Source organism: Paraburkholderia kururiensis (genome assembly GCF_034424375.1).
Classification (GTDB): Bacteria; Pseudomonadota; Gammaproteobacteria; order Burkholderiales; family Burkholderiaceae; genus Paraburkholderia; species Paraburkholderia kururiensis_A.
Genome location: NZ_CP139965.1, coordinates 383,184 through 401,668 on the forward strand (window position 1 = coordinate 383,184; position 18,485 = coordinate 401,668).

Below are 18,485 nucleotides of genomic sequence, written 5' to 3' on the forward strand. Positions count from 1 at the left end.
GTAAGCGGGAGTAAGCGGAGGCGGCGCGGGTATGCGTCTCCACGCGCCGCCCGGCCTGCCCGCGGCTTCGTCAGGACTTCGCTTCGTCCTCTTCGCGGAAGATGCGGTCCGCGAGGTGGAACGCGGAATTGGCCGCCGGCACGCCGCAATAGATCGCGGTCTGCAGCAGCACTTCCTTGATCTCGTCGCGCGTCACGCCGTTGTTCTTCGCGGCGCGCAGATGCAGCGCGAGTTCTTCGCCCCGGTTGAGCGCCACCATCATCGCGATGGTGAGCAGGCTGCGCGTGTGGCGCGGCAAGCCGTCGCGCGTCCAGATCTCGCCCCACGCATAGCGCGTGATGAAGTTCTGGAATTCCTCGGTCAATTCCGTGCGATTCGCGAGCGACCGGTCGACGTGCGCGTCGCCCAGCACCGCCCGCCGCACGCCCATGCCGGCCTCATAGCGTTCGTCGTCGGTCATGCCTGCTCCGTGAGGAAGTCGAGCACGGTCTTCGTGTATGCGTCGGCCTGCTCGATGTTGGAAATGTGCGAGGCGTCGAGTTCGACGTAGCGCGCGCCCGCAATCGACGCCGCGAGTTCGCGTCCTTGCGCGGGCGTGGCGGCGAGATCATGCGTGCCGGAGATCACGAGCGCGGGCGTGCGGATGGCGGACGTCTCGCCGCGCAAATCCGTCGCGTTCAGCGCATCGCAGTTCGATGCGTAGCCTTCGTTATCCGTATGCACGAAGACGTCGCGGATGAACGCGAACACGAGCGGCTCGCGCGCGACAAACGCGGGCGTGAACCAGCGCGCGAGCACGGCGTCGGCGAGCGCCGCCATGCCTTCGCTGCGTGCGCGTTGGGCACGCGGGCCCCACACTTCGGGCGAGCCGATCTTCGCCGCCGTATTGCAGAGCACGATGCGGCCAACGCGTGCGCTGTGCCGCGCGGCCAGCCCCACGCCCGTGAGCCCGCCCATCGAAACGCCGCAGAAATGCGCCTTCTCGATGTCGAGCGCGTCCATGAGGTCCACCACGTCGCCCGTCAACTGCTCGATGGTGTACGAGCCCGGCGGCACGTCGGAATGGCCGTGGCCGCGCGTGTCGTAGCGCAGCACGCGGAAGTGCTTCGCGAAAGCGGCGACCTGCGGCGTCCACATGGAAAGGTCGCTGCCCAACGAGTTCGACAGCACGAGCCAGGGTGCGTCGCTGCGCTCGCCGTCCACGCGGTAGTGCAGCCTCGTGCCATTTACGGTGGCGTACGGCATGAATCGCTACTCCTCTTTTTTCAGGGTTATTCGTTCGACGCGGCGACGGCGGCATACCGCGCGAGCACGGCATCCACGAACGCTTGCGCCTCGCCCGCGTAATGAGCCGGATCGAGCAGCGTGCGCAGCTGCGCGACGTCGAGATGACGCGTAACGGCGGCGTCTTCGGCGAGCACGTCGAAGAGCGGCCGGCGCGTCTGCACGGCAGCCTTCGATGCCTGCTCCACGAGATGATGCGCATCGAGCCGGCCGATGCGGTCGCCCAGCGCGAGCATCACGGCCTCGCCCAGAATCAGCCCGTGCGTAGCATCGAGATTCGCGGCGAGGCGCGCGGTGTCGACTTCGAGCCCGGACGCTATCTGTTCGATGTTCGCGAGCGCGCCGCCCGCAAGCCGCGCGAGATCGGGCAGCGCGTCCCACTCGGCTTGCCATCCGCCCAGCGCTCGCTCGTGCTCCTGGACCATGCCGGCCAGCACGGTGGCCACGAGCCCAGGCGCGCGCGTGGCGGCGGTGAGCACCGCGGCGCAACCTACAGGATTGCGCTTGTGCGGCATGGTGGACGACCCGCCCTTGCCGGCCGCGGCCGGCTCGGCGAGTTCGCCGATCTCGGTCTGCATCTGCAGCGAGATGTCGCGCGCGATCTTGCCGAGCGTGCCGATCAACATGCCGAAGAACGACGCGGCCTCTGCGATGCGATCGCGCTGCGTGTGCCACGGCAACGCGGGCTGCGCGAGTTGCAACTCCTGTGCGAGCGACGCGCTCACGGCCGATGCCGCGTCGCGCAGGCTCGCCAGCGTCCCGGCCGCGCCGCCGAATTGCAGCACCAGCGCCCGCTCGCGCAGCGCAGCGAGGCGATCGCGATGACGCAGCAAGGCGTCGAGCCATTGCGCGAACTTGAGGCCGAGCGTGATGGGCAGCGCCTGCTGAAGCCACGTGCGCCCGACAGCGGGCGTCGCGCGATGCGTGCGCGCAAGGTTAGCCAGCACCGCGCAGGCGGATTGCAGATGGCGGTCGATCAGATCGAGCGCGGCGCGCAGTTGCAGCACGGTGGCCGTATCGATGATGTCCTGGCTCGTCGCGCCCCAGTGGACGTACTTCGCGGCTTCGGCGTCGGCGGGCTTGACGCGCGCCGTGAGCTGGCGCACGAGCGGAATGGCGAGGTTACCGCCGAGCGCGGCATCGCGGGCGAGCGCGTCGGCGTCGAGTGCATCGGCCTGGCACGCCGCGACGATGGGCGCCACGGCTTGCGCCGGAATCACGCCGTGCGCGGCACACGCGCGCGCAAGCGCAGCTTCGACGTCGAGCATGCGCTGCAACGTGGCGCGCGGGGACCAGATGTCGTTCATCGCCTGCGTGCCGCAGATCAGGCTGGTGAGACGTTCGAGAGGTTCGAGACGTTCGGGCATGGTGACGGAAATCCCGTGGGCAGAGTCGGATGGAGCGGGCAGCGGATGCGTCGGCAAGCGAAGCGTCGGTTAGATCGCCACGCAGACGGCAGCTTGACGCTCATTGTCGCCCAACTGCCGTGTGCCGGCGGGGCTTACCGTTTGCTCGTGCGTACCGCTGCGGGCAGCACCCAGCATCGCCCCGCCCGTTCAGGCCGCGCGGCGGTCCTGCGTGGCGTCGATGAGCGGCACGCCCGTCAAACGCTGCAACTCGTCGAAGCCGATATCCGAGAAAATTTCGCGCACGGCAAGGCCCTCGGGCGTCACGTCGAGCACGGCGAGATCGGTATAGATGCGGTCCACACAGCCCACGCCCGTGACGGGATACGAGCACGTCTCCACGATCTTGCTTTCGCCCTGCTTCGTGAGGTGCTCCATCATCACGAACACCTGCTTGGCGCCGATGGCGAGGTCCATCGCGCCGCCCACGGCCGGAATCGCATCGGGCGCGCCGGTGTGCCAGTTCGCGAGGTCGCCGCTCGCCGACACCTGGAACGCGCCCAGCACGCAGTAGTCGAGATGGCCGCCGCGCATCATCGCGAACGAATCGGCGTGGTGGAAGAACGCGCCGCCCGTGAGCAGCGTGACGTGCTGCTTGCCGGCGTTGATGAGTTCGTCGTCTTCTTCGCCCGGTGCGGGCGCGGGGCCCATGCCGAGCAGGCCGTTCTCGCTGTGCAGGAAGATTTCCTTGTCGGCATCCAGATGATTGGCGACCAGCGTGGGCACGCCGATGCCGAGGTTCACGTAGGCGCCTTCGGGGATGTCGCGCGCGACGCGCTTCGCCATTTCATCGCGGGTGAGTCGTTTCATGAAGTGTCTCCGTCCTTCAGGCTGCCTGTTGCGACCGTTGCGCGGCGTGCGCCGCCTGCGGCACTTCGATCACGCGCTGCACGAAGATGCCGGGCGTGACGATCACTTCGGGATCGAGCGCGCCAAGCGGCACGACTTCTGAAACCTGCGCGATGGCGACCTTCGCGGCGCTCGCCATGATGGGCCCGAAGTTGCGCGCCGTCTTGCGGTAGACCAGGTTGCCCCAGCGGTCGCCCTTGTACGCCTTGATCAGCGCGAAATCCGCATGCAGCGGCGATTCGAGCACATAGTGCTTGCCGTCGATGAGGCGCGTTTCCTTGCCTTCGGCCAGCTTCGTGCCGTAGCCGGTGGGCGTGAAAAAGCCGCCGATGCCCGCGCCCGCCGCGCGAATGCGTTCCGCGAGGTTGCCCTGCGGCACCAGTTCCAGTTCGATTTCGCCGGCGCGATAGAGACCGTCGAACACCCACGAATCCGTTTGCCGCGGGAACGAGCAGATGATCTTGCGCACGCGTTTTGCCTTCAGCAAAGCCGCAAGACCCGTGTCGCCGTTGCCGGCGTTGTTGTTCACGATGGTCAGTTCGCGCGCGCCGTGTTCGATGAGCGCGTCGATCAGCTCCGACGGCATGCCCGCCGTGCCGAAGCCGCCGATCATCACGGTGGCGCCGTCGTGAATGTCGGCCACGGCCGACTGAAGCGATTCGAAAATCTTGTTGATCATGCCAGGTCCTCGGCCATTCGATGCCATTCCGGGGCGTGCCGGACGTTGCTGCACGGCGCCGCTCGGCGAGCGAGCGGGTGCCAGATTCGTTCGGCTCGCCTCGTTGTTCGTATATAGAACTACGATTCGATTAACGAACTTCTCGGCGCATTATCCGAGGCGCTCGCGCGCCTTGTCAAGGCAGGGGCTTCCATGAGCAAAAAGGCCGTCCTCGCGGGACGGCCTTGCTTCGTGCGCGCCGGGCATGTGTCGGGTATGTGCCCGGCGTGTGTCCGATAGGCGCGGCAATCCGCTTATGCGGCGAACGGCAGGCCCACGTAATTTTCCGCGAGCGAACGCGCCGCCGCCTCCGACGTCGTCACGTAATTCAGCTCCGACATCTTCAGGCGATTGACGAACGGCGTGTCGTCGGCCGAAGGGTGCAGCATGTTCGTCATGAACCACGAGAAGTGCTCGGCGCGCCAGACACGTTCGAGACACGTGGACGAATAGGCGTCGAGCAGGTCGGTGCATCCGTCGCGATAGCGCGCGGCCAGCGCCTGCGAGAGCACGCGCACGTCGGCCACGGCCAGGTTCATGCCCTTCGCGCCGGTGGGGGGCACGATGTGCGCAGCGTCGCCGGCAAGAAAGAGCCGGCCGTACTGCATCGGCTCGGCCACGAAACTGCGCATCGGCGTCACGCCTTTTTGCAGGATGGCGCCTTCCGCAGGTTGCCAGCCGCCGTCGTTCTCGAAACGCGTTTTCAGTTCCGACCAGATGCGGTCGTCGGACCATTGCGAGAGGTCTTCGTCCGGCGCGCACTGCAGATAGAGCCGCGTGATGGAAGGCGACCGCATGCTGTACAGCGCGAAGCCGCGCTCGTGATGGGCATAGACCAGTTCGGCGGCGTTGGGCGCGGCCTCGGCCAGAATGCCGAGCCACGCGAACGGATACACGCGCTCGTAGGTACGCAGCACCGAAGCCGGAATCGAATTGCGCGAGACGCCGTGAAAGCCGTCGCAGCCCGCGATGTAATCGCACTCGATGCGCTGCTCCACGCCCTGATGCATAAAGCGCACTTCGGGACGATCGCGCTGCGCGTCGCCTGCGAGGCCGTGTAGCGATACGCCGCTCGCTTCGAAGAACATGTGATGCCCGTGCGCGTCGGCGGCATCGATCAGGTCGCGCACCACCTCGTGCTGGCCGTAAATGGTAATGGCGCGTCCGCCCGTGAGCCCCGTCATGTCGATGCGATGGCGATTGCGCCCGAACAGCAGTTCGATGCCGTGATGCACGAGCCCTTCGCGCTGCATGCGCGCGCCGAGCCCGGCTTCGTTGATCGTGTCTACCGTGCCCTGCTCCAGCACGCCGGCGCGGATGCGCTGCTCGCAGTACTGGCGCGACTGCGCCTCCACGAGGATCGAATCGACGCCTTCGCGTCGCAGCAGATGGGAAAGCAGCAAACCCGCCGGGCCTGCGCCGACGATGGCTACCTGGGTGCGCATGTTCGTCTCCTGAACAATTTTTCGAATGGTGGAGCGATTGTCGGCGCTTTCCCCAATATGCGGCAACCGCATTCCGGGCATAGCTTGTATACGCAAATACGATAGTGCCGCACCGCCCTCGAAGCTTCTCCTGCCGATGACCGACCTCGACCTGAACCTGATTCCCTACCTCGTTGCCATGGAGGACACGCGCAACGTGAGCCGCGCCGCCGAGCGCCTCGGCGTGAGCCAGCCGCGCGTGAGCACCGCGCTGGGACGCCTGCGCGAATACTTCGGCGACCCGCTCTTCGTACGCACCTCGCGCGGCATGGAGCCGACGCCGCGCGCGCTCGCCTTGATCCCCGCCGCGCGCGACGCGCTCGTGCGCATCGAAAAGGGCATGCTCGAGGCTCAGGACTTCGACCCGGCCACGACCACACGCACGTTCTCGCTCGCGCTTTCGGACGTGGGCGAGATCGTGTTCCTGCCGCGTCTGCTGCAACTCTTCGCCGAGCGCGCGCCGCGTGCGAGCCTGCGTTCGGTCTCGCTACCGCCCGCGCAGGTGGAACGCGGGCTCGAATCGGGCGACGTCGACCTTGCCATCGGCTACTTTCCCGACCTCACGGCCAGCAACTTCTTTCAGCAGCGTCTGTTCACACACCGCTTCATCTGCCTCATGCGCAGCGACCATCCGCTGGCGGGCGAGAAGCTCACGCTCGAGCAGTTCCTTTCGCTCGGCCACGCCGTGGTGCGCGCCGAAGGCCGCAGCCAGGAAGTGCTCGAGCGCTTCCTGGAAAAGAAGCGCCTGCACCGCCGCGCCGTGCTCGAAACGCCGCACTTCATGAGCCTGCCGTTCATCCTTGCGCGCACCGATCTCGTCGCCACCGTGCCGCACGCTATCGGCTTTGCGTACGTGGCCGAGCACGCGTCGATCAAGCTCGTCGAGCCGCCTGTTGCGCTGCCGCGCTTCGACCTGAAGCAGCATTGGCATCGCAAGTTCCACAACGACGTGCGCACGGGATGGCTGCGCAGCGTGGTCTCCGAACTCTTCAACGACGCCATGGACGAGTGGCCCAAATGACGCCCGGCCGCGTACTGGGGGCTTTCGCCAGGCACGCGCGGACACAAAACGTGGAACAATGGCCAACACCCCAACGGCGCAACGCCAGGCGGACAAGCAGACAGGAGTAGATGGATGACCGACGCAACGAGGACCGCAAGTCACGCGAAACCCGCGCCGCAGGAAACCGGTGCTGCGAAGAGCAGCGCCGAGCCGCGGCCCACACGAGAAGAAGCCGAAGCAGCGGTACGCGTGCTATTGCGCTGGGCCGGAGACGACCCCACGCGCGAAGGTCTCGTAGACACCCCGGCGCGCGTCGCGCGTGCCTTCGAGGAATTCTTCGCGGGCTACGCCACCGACCCGCGCGAGATTCTCGCCCGCACGTTCGCCGAAGTGGACGGCTACGACGAGATGATCGTGCTCAAGGACATCCGCTTCGAGAGCTACTGCGAGCACCACATGGTGCCCATCATCGGCCGCGCGCACGTGGCCTATCTGCCGGATCGTCGCGTGGTGGGCATTTCGAAGCTGGCGCGCCTCGTGGACGCGTTCGCGAAGCGCCTGCAGATCCAGGAAAAGATGACGGTGCAGATTGCCGATACGCTCAACGAGGTGCTGCAACCGCGCGGTGTGGGCGTGATCCTGGAGGCGGCGCATCAGTGCATGTCGACGCGCGGCGTGCACAAGGCGGGTGTGGAAATGGTGACGTCGCGCATGCTGGGCACCTTCCGTACCGATCCGTCGACACGTCGCGAATTTCTCTCCATCGTCGGCAATCCGGTGGGAACGAGTATCGCGAACACGTAAGGTCGTGGGCGGGCCAGCGCTAGTCGTGCACTTCGCGTGATGCCGCATGCAGCGGCGTATCGCTTGGCGCCGTCCTGCACTTTCGCGCCCGCCGTATAGTGGCCAGCAAAATCGCGCCCAGCACGCAGGCCATGCCGGCCAGTTGTGCCGGCCTGATCGTCTCGTGCAGCAACAGCGCTGCAAACACCAGCGACGACACCGGCACGAGCGCAGTCGTCACGCTCGCCTCGCCGCCCGTCACGCGCGCCGATCCCGCGTACCACAGCATGAAGCCCGCCACCGTGGGCACCAGCGCGTAATAGACCACGCCCATTACCGCAGGCGCATCGAAGGCAGCGCGCCAGGGCGCCTCGAACAGCGCGGGCACGATGGCCACACAGAAGCCGATGCCGCTCATCAACGCGGACAATTGCAACGGCGTCACCGTCGCGCGCAGCTTCCGGTTGATGAGGATGAACAGGGCCTCGCACACCACCGCCGCGAACACCAGCGCATTGCCGGCGAGCGAGCCTGCCGCGCGTGCGCTGCCGCTCGCCATCCACGATGCCCCGGCAGCACTCAACGCCGAAAGCGGCACGGTGCACACGAGCACACCCACAGTCGCGAGCGCGACCGCGCCGGCAAGCGCCGCGTTCATCCGCTCACCAAGCGCAATAACAGCGACGAGCGCCGACACCGCGGGCAACGTGCCCGCAATCACGCCGGCATCGGCAGCGGACGCGAGCCTCATCCCGCTAATCAGCAACACCGTGTAGCCGACGCTGCCCGCGCCCGCCTGGGCAACGACGAGCATCGCGTCGCGCAGACCGAGACGCGGCCAGCGCACACCACGCAGTCGCATGATGGCGACGAACAACGGAAACGCGATGGCGAAACGCAGCGCGGTGGCCGAGAACGGCGCGAGCCCCGCGGCGATCTCGCGGCTCACCACGACGGTGCTGCCCACGCCGATCATGGCGAGTCCGCAAAAAAGATAACCCGTGTGCCTCGAATTCATGCTGTGCGCTCCATGAGAGGGAATGGAGCCGCAGCTTAGGTTCGCCGGCGATGAAGGGTCTTGAAGGAAATTGCAGTGTTGCTGCGTTGGAGTGGCTGCTTACCGCACCGCGTCGGCGTAGACGGCCGGCGTCACGCCGAACATGCGCACGAACGCGCGCGTCATGTGGCTTTGGTCCGCGAAGCCGGCATTGACGGCTGCATCGGCCAACGCGAGGCCCGACGCAATCGAACGCCGCGCCAGCATGACGCGGCGCTGGACCAGATACGCGTGCGGCGCCATGCCGACGTCGCGTGCGAAAGCCCGCAACAGCTGGAAGCGGTTCATGCCGGAATCCGCAGCGAGCGCGGCGAGCGTGTGCGGCGCGGACGGGTCGTCGTCGATGCGGGCTTTGGCGCGTGTGATCGAGCCGAGCGCGAAACGTCGGGGCGCCAGCGTGGCATGCGTCTGAATCACGCATTCGAAGAACGCGGTCAACGCCTCGTCGCGAACGAGTGCGTCCGGGTAGTGGACAGCATTCGTGGCAATCGCAAAGAGCCGCTCGAACAGCTTTTTCAATCGAGGGTCGTACACGACGGGACGCGTCAGTTCGAGGTTGCATGCGTCGGCGCCTGCAAGCTCCGCCGCGGCATCGAACACGAGCGCCGGTTCGAAGTAGAGCATCTGCCACGCGCGGCCGCGTTCGTCGAACGGCCGGCCGTCGTGAACCTCACCGGGATTCACCGTGATGACGTCGTTCGTGCGCGCCTCGACCGGCCCGCGACCGCTCGCCGAGCGATGCCCGCCGTGCGTGATGATGCCCACGCCGAAGTGGTCGTGCGAGTGACGTGCGAAGGTGTGCGCCGTGGTCGCGGCAGTGGCCTCGACGCCTGTGATCGCGCAGCGCAGCATGCGCACGCGGTCGGATGGCGCGCGTTTCATGGCTGCGCACGCGCGCCGCTCACGTCGGCCGCCCTGCTTCGTTGCGTTCCACTTCGCGTGCCTTGCCCTGCGTCACGCTGCTGCCCGGCGGCACGCTGTGCGTGAGCCACACGTTGCCGCCAATCACCGAACCGCGGCCTATCGTGACGCGGCCCAGAATCGTGGCGCCCGCATAGATCACGACGTCGTCCTCGACAATCGGATGCCGCGCGTTGCCCTTCACGAGCGTGCCGTCGGTATCCGCCGCGAAGCTCTTCGCTCCCAGCGTCACTGCCTGGTAGAGCCGCACGCGTTCGCCGATGATCGCGGTTTCGCCGATCACCACGCCCGTGCCGTGGTCGATAAAAAAGCTGGGGCCGATCTGTGCGCCCGGGTGAATGTCGATGCCGGTGGCCGAGTGCGCGATCTCGTTGATGAAGCGTGCGAGCAGCGGCACGCCGAGCCGGTGCAGCGCATGCGCGAGCCGATGATGCGTAACCGCGAGCACGCCCGGATAGCACAGCAGGATTTCGGTGATGTGCTGCGCGGCCGGGTCGCCGGCATAGGCCGCCTGAATGTCGCTGACCAGCAGCGCGCGAATGCCGGGCAACTGCTCGCCGAACTCGCGCGCCACTTCGAAGGCACGCGCGCGCAGCGATTCGTCCGGCGTTTCTGCATGCTCGGGCAAAAAACGCAGCGCGCGGCGAATCTGCTCTGAGAGCAGCCGCAGCGTGCTTTCGAGCGTGTGCCCGACGTAATAGTCGACGCTTTCGTCCGTCAGGTCGGGCGCGCCGTAGTGCGTGGGAAACAGCGCGGCGCGCAGGCCGTTGACGATGCCGATCATCGCTTCGCGCGACGGCAGTTCGCGAATACCGCGCGGATGGCGCGTTCGATGCAGTTCCTCGCGCGACGCGCGCAGCTCTGCGACGATCTGCTCCAGGCCCCAGTTCGAAGAAGACGGATTTGACATGGTGACAACGACAGCCGCGCGTTGCGCGGCGAAAAGTGAAGTGTCCCCAGAGATTACCGCGTTTTGTAGCGAGTCGCCGGACAGGCAAGGCAGGCGCGCGTCGTATCGACGGGCCACACAGATGGGAGAAGACGCACCGTTGCGCGCCTCAGATGGTCATGCTGCTCGCGTCGATCCAGCGCACGGCCCAGTCGCGCGCGTGGGCGATGGCCGCGGCTTCGTCGGAAAAACGCAGGTCGGTGGGAAAGAAGCGGTTAGCGACGAGCTCGCCGTCGCTGGAGCGTGAAATGACCACGTAGGGTTGCCAGCTGCCGTCGCCGGCACGCGCCGGAGCGCAATTCAGCAGATAGCCACGATGCGTGAATGCAGCGTCGAAGTGCATGAGTGTCACCCGCCCTGACTGCCCTTGTCTGGTTCAAAAGGCGCGTCGGGAACTGCCGTGAAACCCACACCCGGCCGCTCGATGGGGCCGTCGATTACGCACGCGCCAACTGTCGAAAGAGGATCATACTCTCAAGAAAATTGGCGATCCAAGGAAAAAAGCAAATTACCGCGAGCCGTTCAAGTCGCGAACAAAGGCACGGGTGGTAGGGCGCAAAGCCATCAGGAAAAGTACCAGGACATGGCGTCTTTCGCGCCTAGTGGATCTCCGGTTCGCCTGCATTCTGCGGGCCACCTGCACCGCCGCGTTGCAGGAAATCGAAGTCGCAGCCCTTGTCGGCCTGCATGACGTGGATCTGATGCATGGCGCCGTAGCCGCGCGTGAAACGCGGCGGCGGGGCGACCCACTCGGACTGCCGGCGCGCCAGTTCCTCGTCCGACACCAGCACATTCAGCTTGCGCTGCGGCACGTCGAGTTCAATGAGGTCGCCGTCGCGTACCAGCGCAAACGGTCCGCCGATGAACGACTCCGGCGCCACGTGCAGCACACAGGCGCCGTAGCTCGTACCGCTCATGCGTGCGTCCGAGATGCGCACCATGTCGCGCACGCCTTTCTGCAGCAGCTTCTTCGGAATGGGCAGTTGACCCCACTCGGGCATGCCCGGCGCGCCCACGGGACCCGCGTGTTGCAGCACGAGCACACTGTGTTCGTCGACGTCGAGCGCTTCGTCGTCGATGCGTGCGGCCATGTCGTTGTAGTCCTTGAACACCACGGCGCGGCCCGTATGAACGAGCAGATGCGGTGCGGCCGCACCCGGTTTGATGACCGCGCCGTTGGGCGCGATGTTGCCGCGCAGTACCGCGAGTCCGTTGTCGGGCATGAGCGGCGCACTACGCCGGCGGATCACGTCGTCGTTGAAGACCTGCGCGTCGGCGATGTTTTCGCCGATGCTCTTGCCGTTCACCGTCTTCTGCATGCCGTCGATCAGATCGCCCAGTTCCTTGAGCATCGCGCGCAGGCCGCCCGCATAGAAGAAATCTTCCATGAGGTACTCGCCCGTGGGCCGGATGTTGGCGAGCACCGGCGTGCGGCGCGAAATGTCGTCGTAGCGGTCGAGTGTGAGTTCGATACCCGCGCGGCGCGCCACGGCGATCATGTGCACGATCGCGTTCGTCGAGCCCGACAGCGCGAGACACGTGGTCACCGCGTTATCCACGGAACCGGCCGTGAGAATGTCCGAGGGCTTCAGGTCTTCCCACACCATCTCGACGATGCGCATGCCCGTCTTCGCCGCCATTTGCGCGTGCCGCGAATCGGGCGCGGGAATGGACGCGAAGCCGGGCAGCGTGAAGCCGAGCGCTTCAGCCGCGCTCGTCATGGTGGACGCCGTGCCCATCGTCATGCAGTGACCCGGCGAGCGCGCAATGCCGCCTTCCACGCCTTGCCAGTCGTCTTCAGTGATGTGGCCTGCGCGCAGTTCGGCCCAGTACTTCCAGGTGTCCGAACCCGAGCCCAGCGTCACGCCGTTCCAGTTGCCGCGCAGCATGGGCCCGGCCGGCAGAAAGATGGCGGGCAGGTCCATCGATATCGCGCCCATCAGCAGCGCCGGCGTGGTCTTGTCGCAACCGCCCATCAGCACGACACCGTCGGCGGGATACGAGCGCAGCGTCTCTTCCACCTCCATCGCGAGGAAGTTGCGGTAGAGCATGGTGGTGGGCTTCTGGAACGGCTCGGAAAGCGTTTGTACGGGAAGCTCGACGGGAAAGCCCCCGGCCTGCCAGATGCCGCGCTTCACTTCCTCCACACGCTGCTTGAAGTGCGTATGGCAAGGGTTGATTTCGCTCCACGTATTGAGGATCGCGATAACGGGTTTGCCTGCGTATTCTTCGCGACTATAGCCCATCTGCGAGGTGCGCGAACGATGGCCGAACGAGCGCAGGTCGTTGACGCCATACCAACGGTGGCTGCGCAGTTCTTCCGGGGTCTTTCTCTTCGTCACTTTCTCTCCTTCACACGCGAGACGATCTGGGTCGGGCTCACGAACTGCAGCGCGATGATCACCCAGATCAGCGTGATCGCCATGTAGATCATGGCCATGGCGTCGATGGATTGCGGCGCCCGCACGCCTGTCGAGAATACCGCGTAATAGAGCGCGACGACGAGCGTTTGCGTGGCGGGCCCCGCCGTGAAGAACGTGAGTTCGAAGAGTCCGATGGTACGAACCAGCACGAGCAGACCCGCCGCGAGCATGCCGGGCACGAGCAGCGGCAACAGCACGTAGCGGAAATAGCGCAACGTGTTCGCACCGAAAATGCGCGCGGCGGCTTCGAGGTTCGGATCGATCTGCTCGATGAACGGCGTCATCACGAGAATCACGAACGGCAAGGCCGGCACGAGGTTCGCCAGGATCACGCCGCCAAGCGTGCCCGCGAGGCCGAACTTGTACATGGCCGTGGCCATCGGAATGCCGTAGGTGACGGGCGGCACCATCAACGGCAGCAGGAATACGAGCATGGCAAGCCGCTTGCCGCGAAACTGCACGCGCGCGAGCGCGTAGGCCGCGGGCACGCCCAGCACGATGGAAAGCAGCACAACGGCGCCCACCACTTCGACCGTCACCCACAGCACGCTCGCCAGTTGAAAGTCGGACCATGCCTGCGCGTACCAGTGCAGCGTGAACCCTTGCGGCAGCGGCGTGCCGAACCAGCGCGTGGCGATCGAGTTGATCGCCACGGTGGCAATGAGCAGCAGCACGTTCAGCAGGAAGAACGCCATCGCACCCCACACGAGCGCTTTCCATACGAGGTCGGGCAGACTCGCACGCGGGCCTCGTCTTGCCGATTGCCCTTCGGGATGACGCCGCATGCGCGATCCGCCATCGCTCTCGTCGCTCGCAGAGATGTTCATGACGGCATGCGACGAGCCCGCCGCGCCGGCATGCGATGCCAGCTCGCGCGGCACGGAGCGGCGCCACTCTTGTCTCGCTTCGCGATCGGTGGTCATCAGCCTTTTCCTCCGGTGGTGGGTCCGCGATAGAAGAAGCGGCGCGCGCCTAACATCGCAGCCACGACGATCAACTGCACGAAGCCCATCACGATGGCGATGGCCGAAGCGAGCGAGTAGTCGTAGTTTTCGAACGCGGCCTCGGCGGCGGCAATCGACATCACACGCGTGGGGCCCGCAGGCGCGCCGAGCAGCACTGCGGACGGAAACACCGAGAACGCCTGCACGAACGAAAGACACGCTGCCATCGTGAGGCCCGGCACGAGCAACGGAAAATAGATGCGGCGAAACTGTTGCCACGGTCCGGCGCCGAGCGTGGCGGCCGCGCTCGCGAGCGTCGGGTCGATGCCCGTGACGTAGGAAAGCGTGAGCAAAAATGCGAACGGGAAACCCGACACCACGAGCGAGATCAACACGCCCCAATAGTTGTGCGTGAGGCGCACTTCGTCGGCGTAGAGATGCAGCGCATGCAGCGTCTGCGGGAACCAGCCGTTCGGACCGAAGTAGGTGAGCATGCCGTCCGCGATCAGCACGGTGCCGAGCGTGACGGGAATCACGAGCAGCGTGGTAACGAGCTTCTGATACGGCGACGGACGGCGCAGCGCAAACGCGACGGGCACCGACACACCGACGTTGACGAGCGTGGCCGGCACGGCGAGCTTGAGCGTGACGAGAATCGTCGGCCAGAGCGAAGTATCGGAAAAGAACGTGGCGTAGTTGGCCCAGACGCTGCCGCCGTTCATCGGCTGGAACGACAGCACGAGCCCATACGCAAACGGATAGATGAACAGCGCGACGATGAAAAGGAGCGCGGGCGTAACAAGCCAACGCTTTGGATCGCTGGGCGCCGCGGCGCTGGCGGGCAACGTGGCGGCGTTCGCGTTCACGGCGCCTCCACGTCGTAGACCAGCGTGCGCGCAGCCGGCACGCGCAGACTGATGCGCTCGCCTTCTGCAAACTCGCCGGCGAGCCGAGCCCACAGCGCACCGAATGCGGTCTTCACGCGAATCAGCGAATCGCGGCCGCCGTACTCGACGGTTTCCACTTCGGCGTCGAAGGCGTTCTCGGCGCCTGGCGCGGCGCGCTCGATGTCCTCCGGTCTCAACGCAACGCTCACGGCCTTGGCGCTGAATGCTTCCATCGGCGTGCCGATCAATTGCACGCCGCCATTCGCAAGCCGCACGCGCTCGCCCTCGGCGGCTTGCAGCGTGAAGGGCACCACGTTGCGATAGCCCATGAAACGCGCAACGTGCAGGTTCTTCGGCCGCCCATACACCTCTTTCGGCGTGGCGACCTGCTGCACGACGCCCTCCTTCATCACGACGATGCGGTCGGCCATGGAAAGCGCCTCGTCCTGGTCGTGCGTCACGTAGAGGGTCGCGCGCTCCAGTTGGCTATGAATGCGCCGGATCTCCGCGCGCATTTCGATGCGCAGCTTCGTGTCGAGATTCGAGAGCGGCTCGTCCATCAGCACGAGCGGCGGCTCGATCACGATGGCGCGTGCAATCGCCACACGCTGCTGCTGGCCGCCCGACAACTGCCCCGGCAGCTTGCGCTCGTGTCCGACGAGTTGCACGAGTTGCAACGCCTCGCGCGCGCGCCGCTGCGCTTCGCCCTTCGCCACGCCGCGCATCTTGAGGCCGAAGCCCACGTTATCGAGCACGGACATGTGTGGAAACAGCGCGTAGTTCTGGAACACCATGCCGAAGCCGCGCTTCTCGGGCGGCAGCACGTCGATGCGCCGGTCGTCGAGCCAGATGCCGCCGCCCGACAGCGGCTGCAGCCCCGCGATGCAGTTCAACGCCGTGGACTTGCCGCAGCCCGACGGCCCGAGCAGCGCAATGAATTCGCCGCGGCGGATGTTCAGATCGAGCCCCTGCAAGGCCGCCACCGCATGGCCTTCCGTGTTGGTAAAGCTGCGGCTCACGGATTCGAGCCGCAGCTCTTCAAAGTGACGATTCATCGTGCGTTCCTCGTCTTTCCGTCCGGTATGGGGGCAGCCCCGTGGTGGGCTGGTTCGGTCTGGTCTGGTATAGCGCGGCCGGCGCGTATGACACTCCTGACACACCCCTGGCGCCGGCCTTACGTGTCGATGTCGCGACAGCGGCGCCGCGCTGGGCGCCTTGCCTATCTACTTGGTCTTCTGTGCGCCGATCTCGCGGTCCCACTTCTGGAACGCGGCCACCATGGCCTGCGCGGAGAGCGGCAGTGCGTACGGACGCTCGGCAATCAGCTTCGGATACTCGGGCCGGCCGTACTTCTTGAGCACGTCCTGGCTGTGCGCCGGCGCCTGTTCGAGCGTTACGCCCTTCACAGCGGGACCGGGATAGAAGTAGCCGTCGTCCCAGGTCAGCGCCTGCTGCGCGGGCTCGAGCATGAAGTTCATCAGCTTGAAGAGCACGTCGAGCTTTTCCTTCGGCACGCCCTTCGGAATGACCATGTAGTGCGCGTCGTTCACCCACGTCATGTTGTCGAAGGACTGCACGCGATAGTCGGCCGGCACGATGCCGAGCGCACGCGGATTGATGTCCCAGCCCGTCACGGTCACGGTCATGTCGCGCGTGCCTTCGCCCAGTTCCTTCATCACCGCCGACGTACCGCCCGGGTAGTACGGAATGCAGTCGTTGAGCTGCTTGAGGAAGGCCCACGTCTTGTCCCAGCCGTGGATCGGGTCCATGGGGTCCTTGTCGCCCAGCACGTAGGGCAGGCCCATCAGGAAGGTGCGACCCGGTCCCGAATTGGCCGGACGCGCGTAGATCAGGCGGTCGGGATGCGCCTTGCACCAACGCAGCAGTTGGTCGGGCGTCTTCGGCGGATTGCTGACCTTCGCGGGGTTGTACTCGATGAGCGGCCCTGCGGGCATGTACGCGACTTCGAGCCCGAAGCCCTGCGCGAGATCCTGCATCTTGCGGGGGCCCGGCGCGTAGCGGTCCAGCACGCCGGGGAACGCCGACGCCTGGTCGGGCAGGAGCTTGAGCCAGAGGTTCTGTTCGATGCCGGCCGCCAGAGCGTCTGTGCCGGTGAGCACGAGATCGATGTCGGAACGGCCGGCCGCCTGCATCGCCTTGATCTTGCCCGGCAGTTGCGGCGCCGGCGCGTTGGTGTACGTGATGTTCGACACCATGTTCGGGTACTTCGCCTTGAACGCCTCGAAGCCCTTTTGCGTGAGCTGGAGGTCGCCCGCCACGTCGACGATGTTGAGCGTCACGGCGTCCGCCGCGCGCGCGGCAGGAACCTGCGTGGCCACGCCCATCACTGCAACGGCGCACGTTGCCAACAGCCTGACCGACCATCTGCCAGAAAAGGTCATCGCATCTCCTCGGTTGTTCTCTTGATGTGGGCGCCGTGGACGGTGCGGATGAGACGCAGCAGGTTCGCACGGCGTCCTGCCACCGGTCCCCGGTTAGCGCAAAATAACGAACGCCCGGCGCCGATGTCAAGCAAATTATCCGCACGGGATGGCGCCATTAAAGTCGGCCTGAGCGCACACAAGCCCTTTACTGGCAAGGCTTTCACCTATCATGCAGCACGCAGACGGGACGACGGCCTGGTAGTGGAAACCTTTACTTGTTTGGCAACTTGACGGAGGGGCGCGCGGTCCGTTTCAACCGCCCTTCACGCCCTGTGTGTTCACGTAAAGCGCGTAAAGGCCGTGGCTTGCCGCCATGAAAAGACGATTGCGGTGGCGCCCGCCAAAGCAGACGTTCGCGCAGCGCTCAGGCAGCGCGATATGGCCGATGGCCTCGCCCTGCGGCGTGAACACACGCACGCCGTCGAGTTCGTCGGTGCCCATGCCCCAGCCGCACCAGAGATTGCCGTGGATATCCACGCGAAAGCCGTCGGGCGTGCCGGCGCCGGCGTCGATCACCACACGATTGTTCGAGAGCGTGCGGCCGTCGCGGCCCACGTCGAACGCGCGAATCTTGCGCGGCTCGGAACGCGACTCGACCACATAAAGAATCGACTCGTCGGGCGAAAAGGCGAGACCGTTCGGGCCGAGCACGTCGTCGATCACGACGGTTACCTCGGCCGACTGCGGATCGACGCGATAGACGCATGCAGGCAGTTCCGACGGCTGCTTCTCGCCCTCGTAAAAGCCGTCGATGCCGAAGGTGGGGTCCGTGAACCAGATCGACCCGTCGGACTTCACGACGATGTCGTTCGGTGAATTGAAGCGCTTGCCGCGATAGCGGTCCGCGATCACGGTGAGGGTGCCGTCGTACTCCGTGCGCGTGACGCGGCGCGTGAGGTGTTCGCAGGTCACGAGCCGGCCTTCGCGGTCGCGCGTGTTGCCGTTCGCGTTGTTCGACGGCTGGCGAAAGGCGCTCACGGCGCCCGTTTCCTCGTCCCAACGCAGGATGCGGTTGTTCGGAATGTCGCTCCACAGCAGATAGCGGCCGTCGCCGAACCAGACCGGACCTTCGGACCACCGCGCGCCCTGATAAAGGCACTCCACCGACGCCGACGCAAGCCGCAAGGCCGTGAAGCGCGGATCGAGCACGCGGATGGCGGGGTCGGGATAGCGGCGGCTGGTGAGGTCGGTCATGGTGAAGGACAAGCGAGGGCGAGATGCGACGCCCGTGTCGAAGAACGTTGCGGGAAGCGCAGCGATACGGACAGAAACGGGCCGGCAGCGCGGGCCGGCAAGGCGAGCCGACGAACCGCGGCGACTTCGATGCCACCAC

The 18,485-nt window shown here is 65.9% G+C and carries 18 protein-coding genes; 2 read left to right on the top strand and 16 right to left on the bottom strand.

Annotated features, from left to right (window positions below; translation table 11 throughout):
- Positions 1 to 70: 70 nt before the first annotated feature.
- The 6 genes from pcaC to pobA form a co-directional block, all read right to left on the bottom strand.
- Entirely contained in the window at positions 71 to 460 is a 390-nt protein-coding gene (gene pcaC / locus U0042_RS01805) for a 4-carboxymuconolactone decarboxylase (protein WP_114809599.1), read from the bottom strand.
- A complete protein-coding gene (pcaD, locus tag U0042_RS01810; protein WP_114809600.1) occupies positions 457 to 1,245 on the bottom strand; it encodes a 3-oxoadipate enol-lactonase in 789 nt (262 codons plus the stop codon). The genes pcaC and pcaD overlap by 4 nt, the downstream gene beginning before the upstream one ends.
- Before the next feature lie 26 nt (positions 1,246 to 1,271).
- On the bottom strand, positions 1,272 to 2,651 hold the full coding sequence (locus U0042_RS01815; protein WP_114809601.1) for a 3-carboxy-cis,cis-muconate cycloisomerase: 1,380 nt from the start codon (positions 2,649 to 2,651) through the stop codon (positions 1,272 to 1,274).
- Between the two features lie 189 nt (positions 2,652 to 2,840).
- Positions 2,841 to 3,500, bottom strand: a complete 660-nt coding sequence (locus U0042_RS01820; RefSeq protein ID WP_114809602.1) for a CoA transferase subunit B — start codon at positions 3,498 to 3,500, stop codon at positions 2,841 to 2,843.
- Between the two features lie 16 nt (positions 3,501 to 3,516).
- Positions 3,517 to 4,218, bottom strand: coding sequence for a 3-oxoacid CoA-transferase subunit A (locus U0042_RS01825; protein ID WP_114809603.1), 702 nt, complete (start codon positions 4,216 to 4,218; stop codon positions 3,517 to 3,519).
- 293 nt (positions 4,219 to 4,511) lie between these two features.
- On the bottom strand, positions 4,512 to 5,702 hold the full coding sequence (gene pobA / locus U0042_RS01830) for a 4-hydroxybenzoate 3-monooxygenase (RefSeq protein ID WP_114809604.1): 1,191 nt from the start codon (positions 5,700 to 5,702) through the stop codon (positions 4,512 to 4,514).
- A 136-nt stretch (positions 5,703 to 5,838) separates the two neighbouring features.
- On the opposite strand from pobA, the gene U0042_RS01835 reads away from it, so the two are divergent.
- Positions 5,839 to 6,762, top strand: a complete 924-nt coding sequence (locus U0042_RS01835) for a LysR family transcriptional regulator (RefSeq protein ID WP_114809605.1) — start codon at positions 5,839 to 5,841, stop codon at positions 6,760 to 6,762.
- 114 nt (positions 6,763 to 6,876) lie between these two features.
- A complete protein-coding gene (gene folE, locus U0042_RS01840; RefSeq protein ID WP_114809606.1) occupies positions 6,877 to 7,548 on the top strand; it encodes a GTP cyclohydrolase I FolE in 672 nt (223 codons plus the stop codon).
- A gap of 19 nt (positions 7,549 to 7,567) precedes the next feature.
- Here the strand turns inward: folE and U0042_RS01845 are convergent, their stop codons facing one another.
- From U0042_RS01845 to U0042_RS01890, 10 genes are all read right to left on the bottom strand, one after another.
- Positions 7,568 to 8,545, bottom strand: a complete 978-nt coding sequence (locus tag U0042_RS01845; protein ID WP_114809607.1) for a DMT family transporter — start codon at positions 8,543 to 8,545, stop codon at positions 7,568 to 7,570.
- Between the two features lie 99 nt (positions 8,546 to 8,644).
- A complete protein-coding gene (locus U0042_RS01850; RefSeq protein WP_114809608.1) occupies positions 8,645 to 9,466 on the bottom strand; it encodes an AraC family transcriptional regulator in 822 nt (273 codons plus the stop codon).
- A 19-nt stretch (positions 9,467 to 9,485) separates the two neighbouring features.
- Positions 9,486 to 10,415, bottom strand: a complete 930-nt coding sequence (epsC, locus tag U0042_RS01855) for a serine O-acetyltransferase EpsC (RefSeq protein WP_114809609.1) — start codon at positions 10,413 to 10,415, stop codon at positions 9,486 to 9,488.
- A 148-nt stretch (positions 10,416 to 10,563) separates the two neighbouring features.
- Entirely contained in the window at positions 10,564 to 10,797 is a 234-nt protein-coding gene (locus U0042_RS01860; RefSeq protein WP_114809610.1) for a hypothetical protein, read from the bottom strand.
- Positions 10,798 to 11,053: 256 nt separating this feature from the next.
- Positions 11,054 to 12,796 carry an L-arabinonate dehydratase gene (gene araD / locus U0042_RS01865; RefSeq protein ID WP_114809611.1) on the bottom strand — a complete coding sequence of 581 codons (1,743 nt, stop codon included), beginning with the start codon at positions 12,794 to 12,796 and terminating at the stop codon, positions 11,054 to 11,056.
- Positions 12,793 to 13,662 carry an ABC transporter permease gene (locus tag U0042_RS01870; RefSeq protein ID WP_114810037.1) on the bottom strand — a complete coding sequence of 290 codons (870 nt, stop codon included), beginning with the start codon at positions 13,660 to 13,662 and terminating at the stop codon, positions 12,793 to 12,795. The genes araD and U0042_RS01870 overlap by 4 nt, the downstream gene beginning before the upstream one ends.
- A gap of 137 nt (positions 13,663 to 13,799) precedes the next feature.
- Positions 13,800 to 14,687 (bottom strand): ABC transporter permease, encoded by an 888-nt coding sequence (locus U0042_RS01875; RefSeq protein ID WP_114809612.1) that lies wholly within the window; start codon positions 14,685 to 14,687, stop codon positions 13,800 to 13,802.
- The gene (locus U0042_RS01880) at positions 14,684 to 15,763 is read right to left on the bottom strand and encodes an ABC transporter ATP-binding protein (RefSeq protein WP_114809613.1); all 1,080 of its coding nucleotides are present in this window, start codon (positions 15,761 to 15,763) and stop codon (positions 14,684 to 14,686) included. The genes U0042_RS01875 and U0042_RS01880 overlap by 4 nt, the downstream gene beginning before the upstream one ends.
- 168 nt (positions 15,764 to 15,931) lie before the next feature.
- Positions 15,932 to 17,053, bottom strand: coding sequence for an extracellular solute-binding protein (locus tag U0042_RS01885; RefSeq protein WP_419150518.1), 1,122 nt, complete (start codon positions 17,051 to 17,053; stop codon positions 15,932 to 15,934).
- A 351-nt stretch (positions 17,054 to 17,404) separates the two neighbouring features.
- On the bottom strand, positions 17,405 to 18,346 hold the full coding sequence (locus U0042_RS01890; protein ID WP_114809615.1) for an SMP-30/gluconolactonase/LRE family protein: 942 nt from the start codon (positions 18,344 to 18,346) through the stop codon (positions 17,405 to 17,407).
- Between the last annotated feature and the right edge of the window lie 139 nt (positions 18,347 to 18,485).

Excerpts from the sequence above, each read along its gene's own strand:
- pobA (WP_114809604.1), bottom strand. The coding sequence starts at position 5,702 with ATGCGCACCCAGGTAGCCATCGTCGGCGCAGGCCCGGCGGGTTTGCTG.
- epsC (WP_114809609.1), bottom strand. The coding sequence starts at position 10,415 with ATGTCAAATCCGTCTTCTTCGAACTGGGGCCTGGAGCAGATCGTCGCA.
- U0042_RS01890 (WP_114809615.1), bottom strand. The coding sequence starts at position 18,346 with ATGACCGACCTCACCAGCCGCCGCTATCCCGACCCCGCCATCCGCGTG.
- U0042_RS01860 (WP_114809610.1), bottom strand. The coding sequence starts at position 10,797 with ATGCACTTCGACGCTGCATTCACGCATCGTGGCTATCTGCTGAATTGC.
- U0042_RS01885 (WP_419150518.1), bottom strand. The coding sequence starts at position 17,053 with ATGGGCGTGGCCACGCAGGTTCCTGCCGCGCGCGCGGCGGACGCCGTG.
- U0042_RS01870 (WP_114810037.1), bottom strand. The coding sequence starts at position 13,662 with ATGCGGCGTCATCCCGAAGGGCAATCGGCAAGACGAGGCCCGCGTGCG.
- folE (WP_114809606.1), top strand. The coding sequence starts at position 6,877 with ATGACCGACGCAACGAGGACCGCAAGTCACGCGAAACCCGCGCCGCAG.
- U0042_RS01815 (WP_114809601.1), bottom strand. The coding sequence starts at position 2,651 with ATGCCCGAACGTCTCGAACCTCTCGAACGTCTCACCAGCCTGATCTGC.
- U0042_RS01820 (WP_114809602.1), bottom strand. The coding sequence starts at position 3,500 with ATGAAACGACTCACCCGCGATGAAATGGCGAAGCGCGTCGCGCGCGAC.
- pcaD (WP_114809600.1), bottom strand. The coding sequence starts at position 1,245 with ATGCCGTACGCCACCGTAAATGGCACGAGGCTGCACTACCGCGTGGAC.
- U0042_RS01880 (WP_114809613.1), bottom strand. The coding sequence starts at position 15,763 with ATGAATCGTCACTTTGAAGAGCTGCGGCTCGAATCCGTGAGCCGCAGC.
- pcaC (WP_114809599.1), bottom strand. The coding sequence starts at position 460 with ATGACCGACGACGAACGCTATGAGGCCGGCATGGGCGTGCGGCGGGCG.
- U0042_RS01825 (WP_114809603.1), bottom strand. The coding sequence starts at position 4,218 with ATGATCAACAAGATTTTCGAATCGCTTCAGTCGGCCGTGGCCGACATT.
- U0042_RS01835 (WP_114809605.1), top strand. The coding sequence starts at position 5,839 with ATGACCGACCTCGACCTGAACCTGATTCCCTACCTCGTTGCCATGGAG.
- U0042_RS01845 (WP_114809607.1), bottom strand. The coding sequence starts at position 8,545 with ATGAATTCGAGGCACACGGGTTATCTTTTTTGCGGACTCGCCATGATC.
- U0042_RS01850 (WP_114809608.1), bottom strand. The coding sequence starts at position 9,466 with ATGAAACGCGCGCCATCCGACCGCGTGCGCATGCTGCGCTGCGCGATC.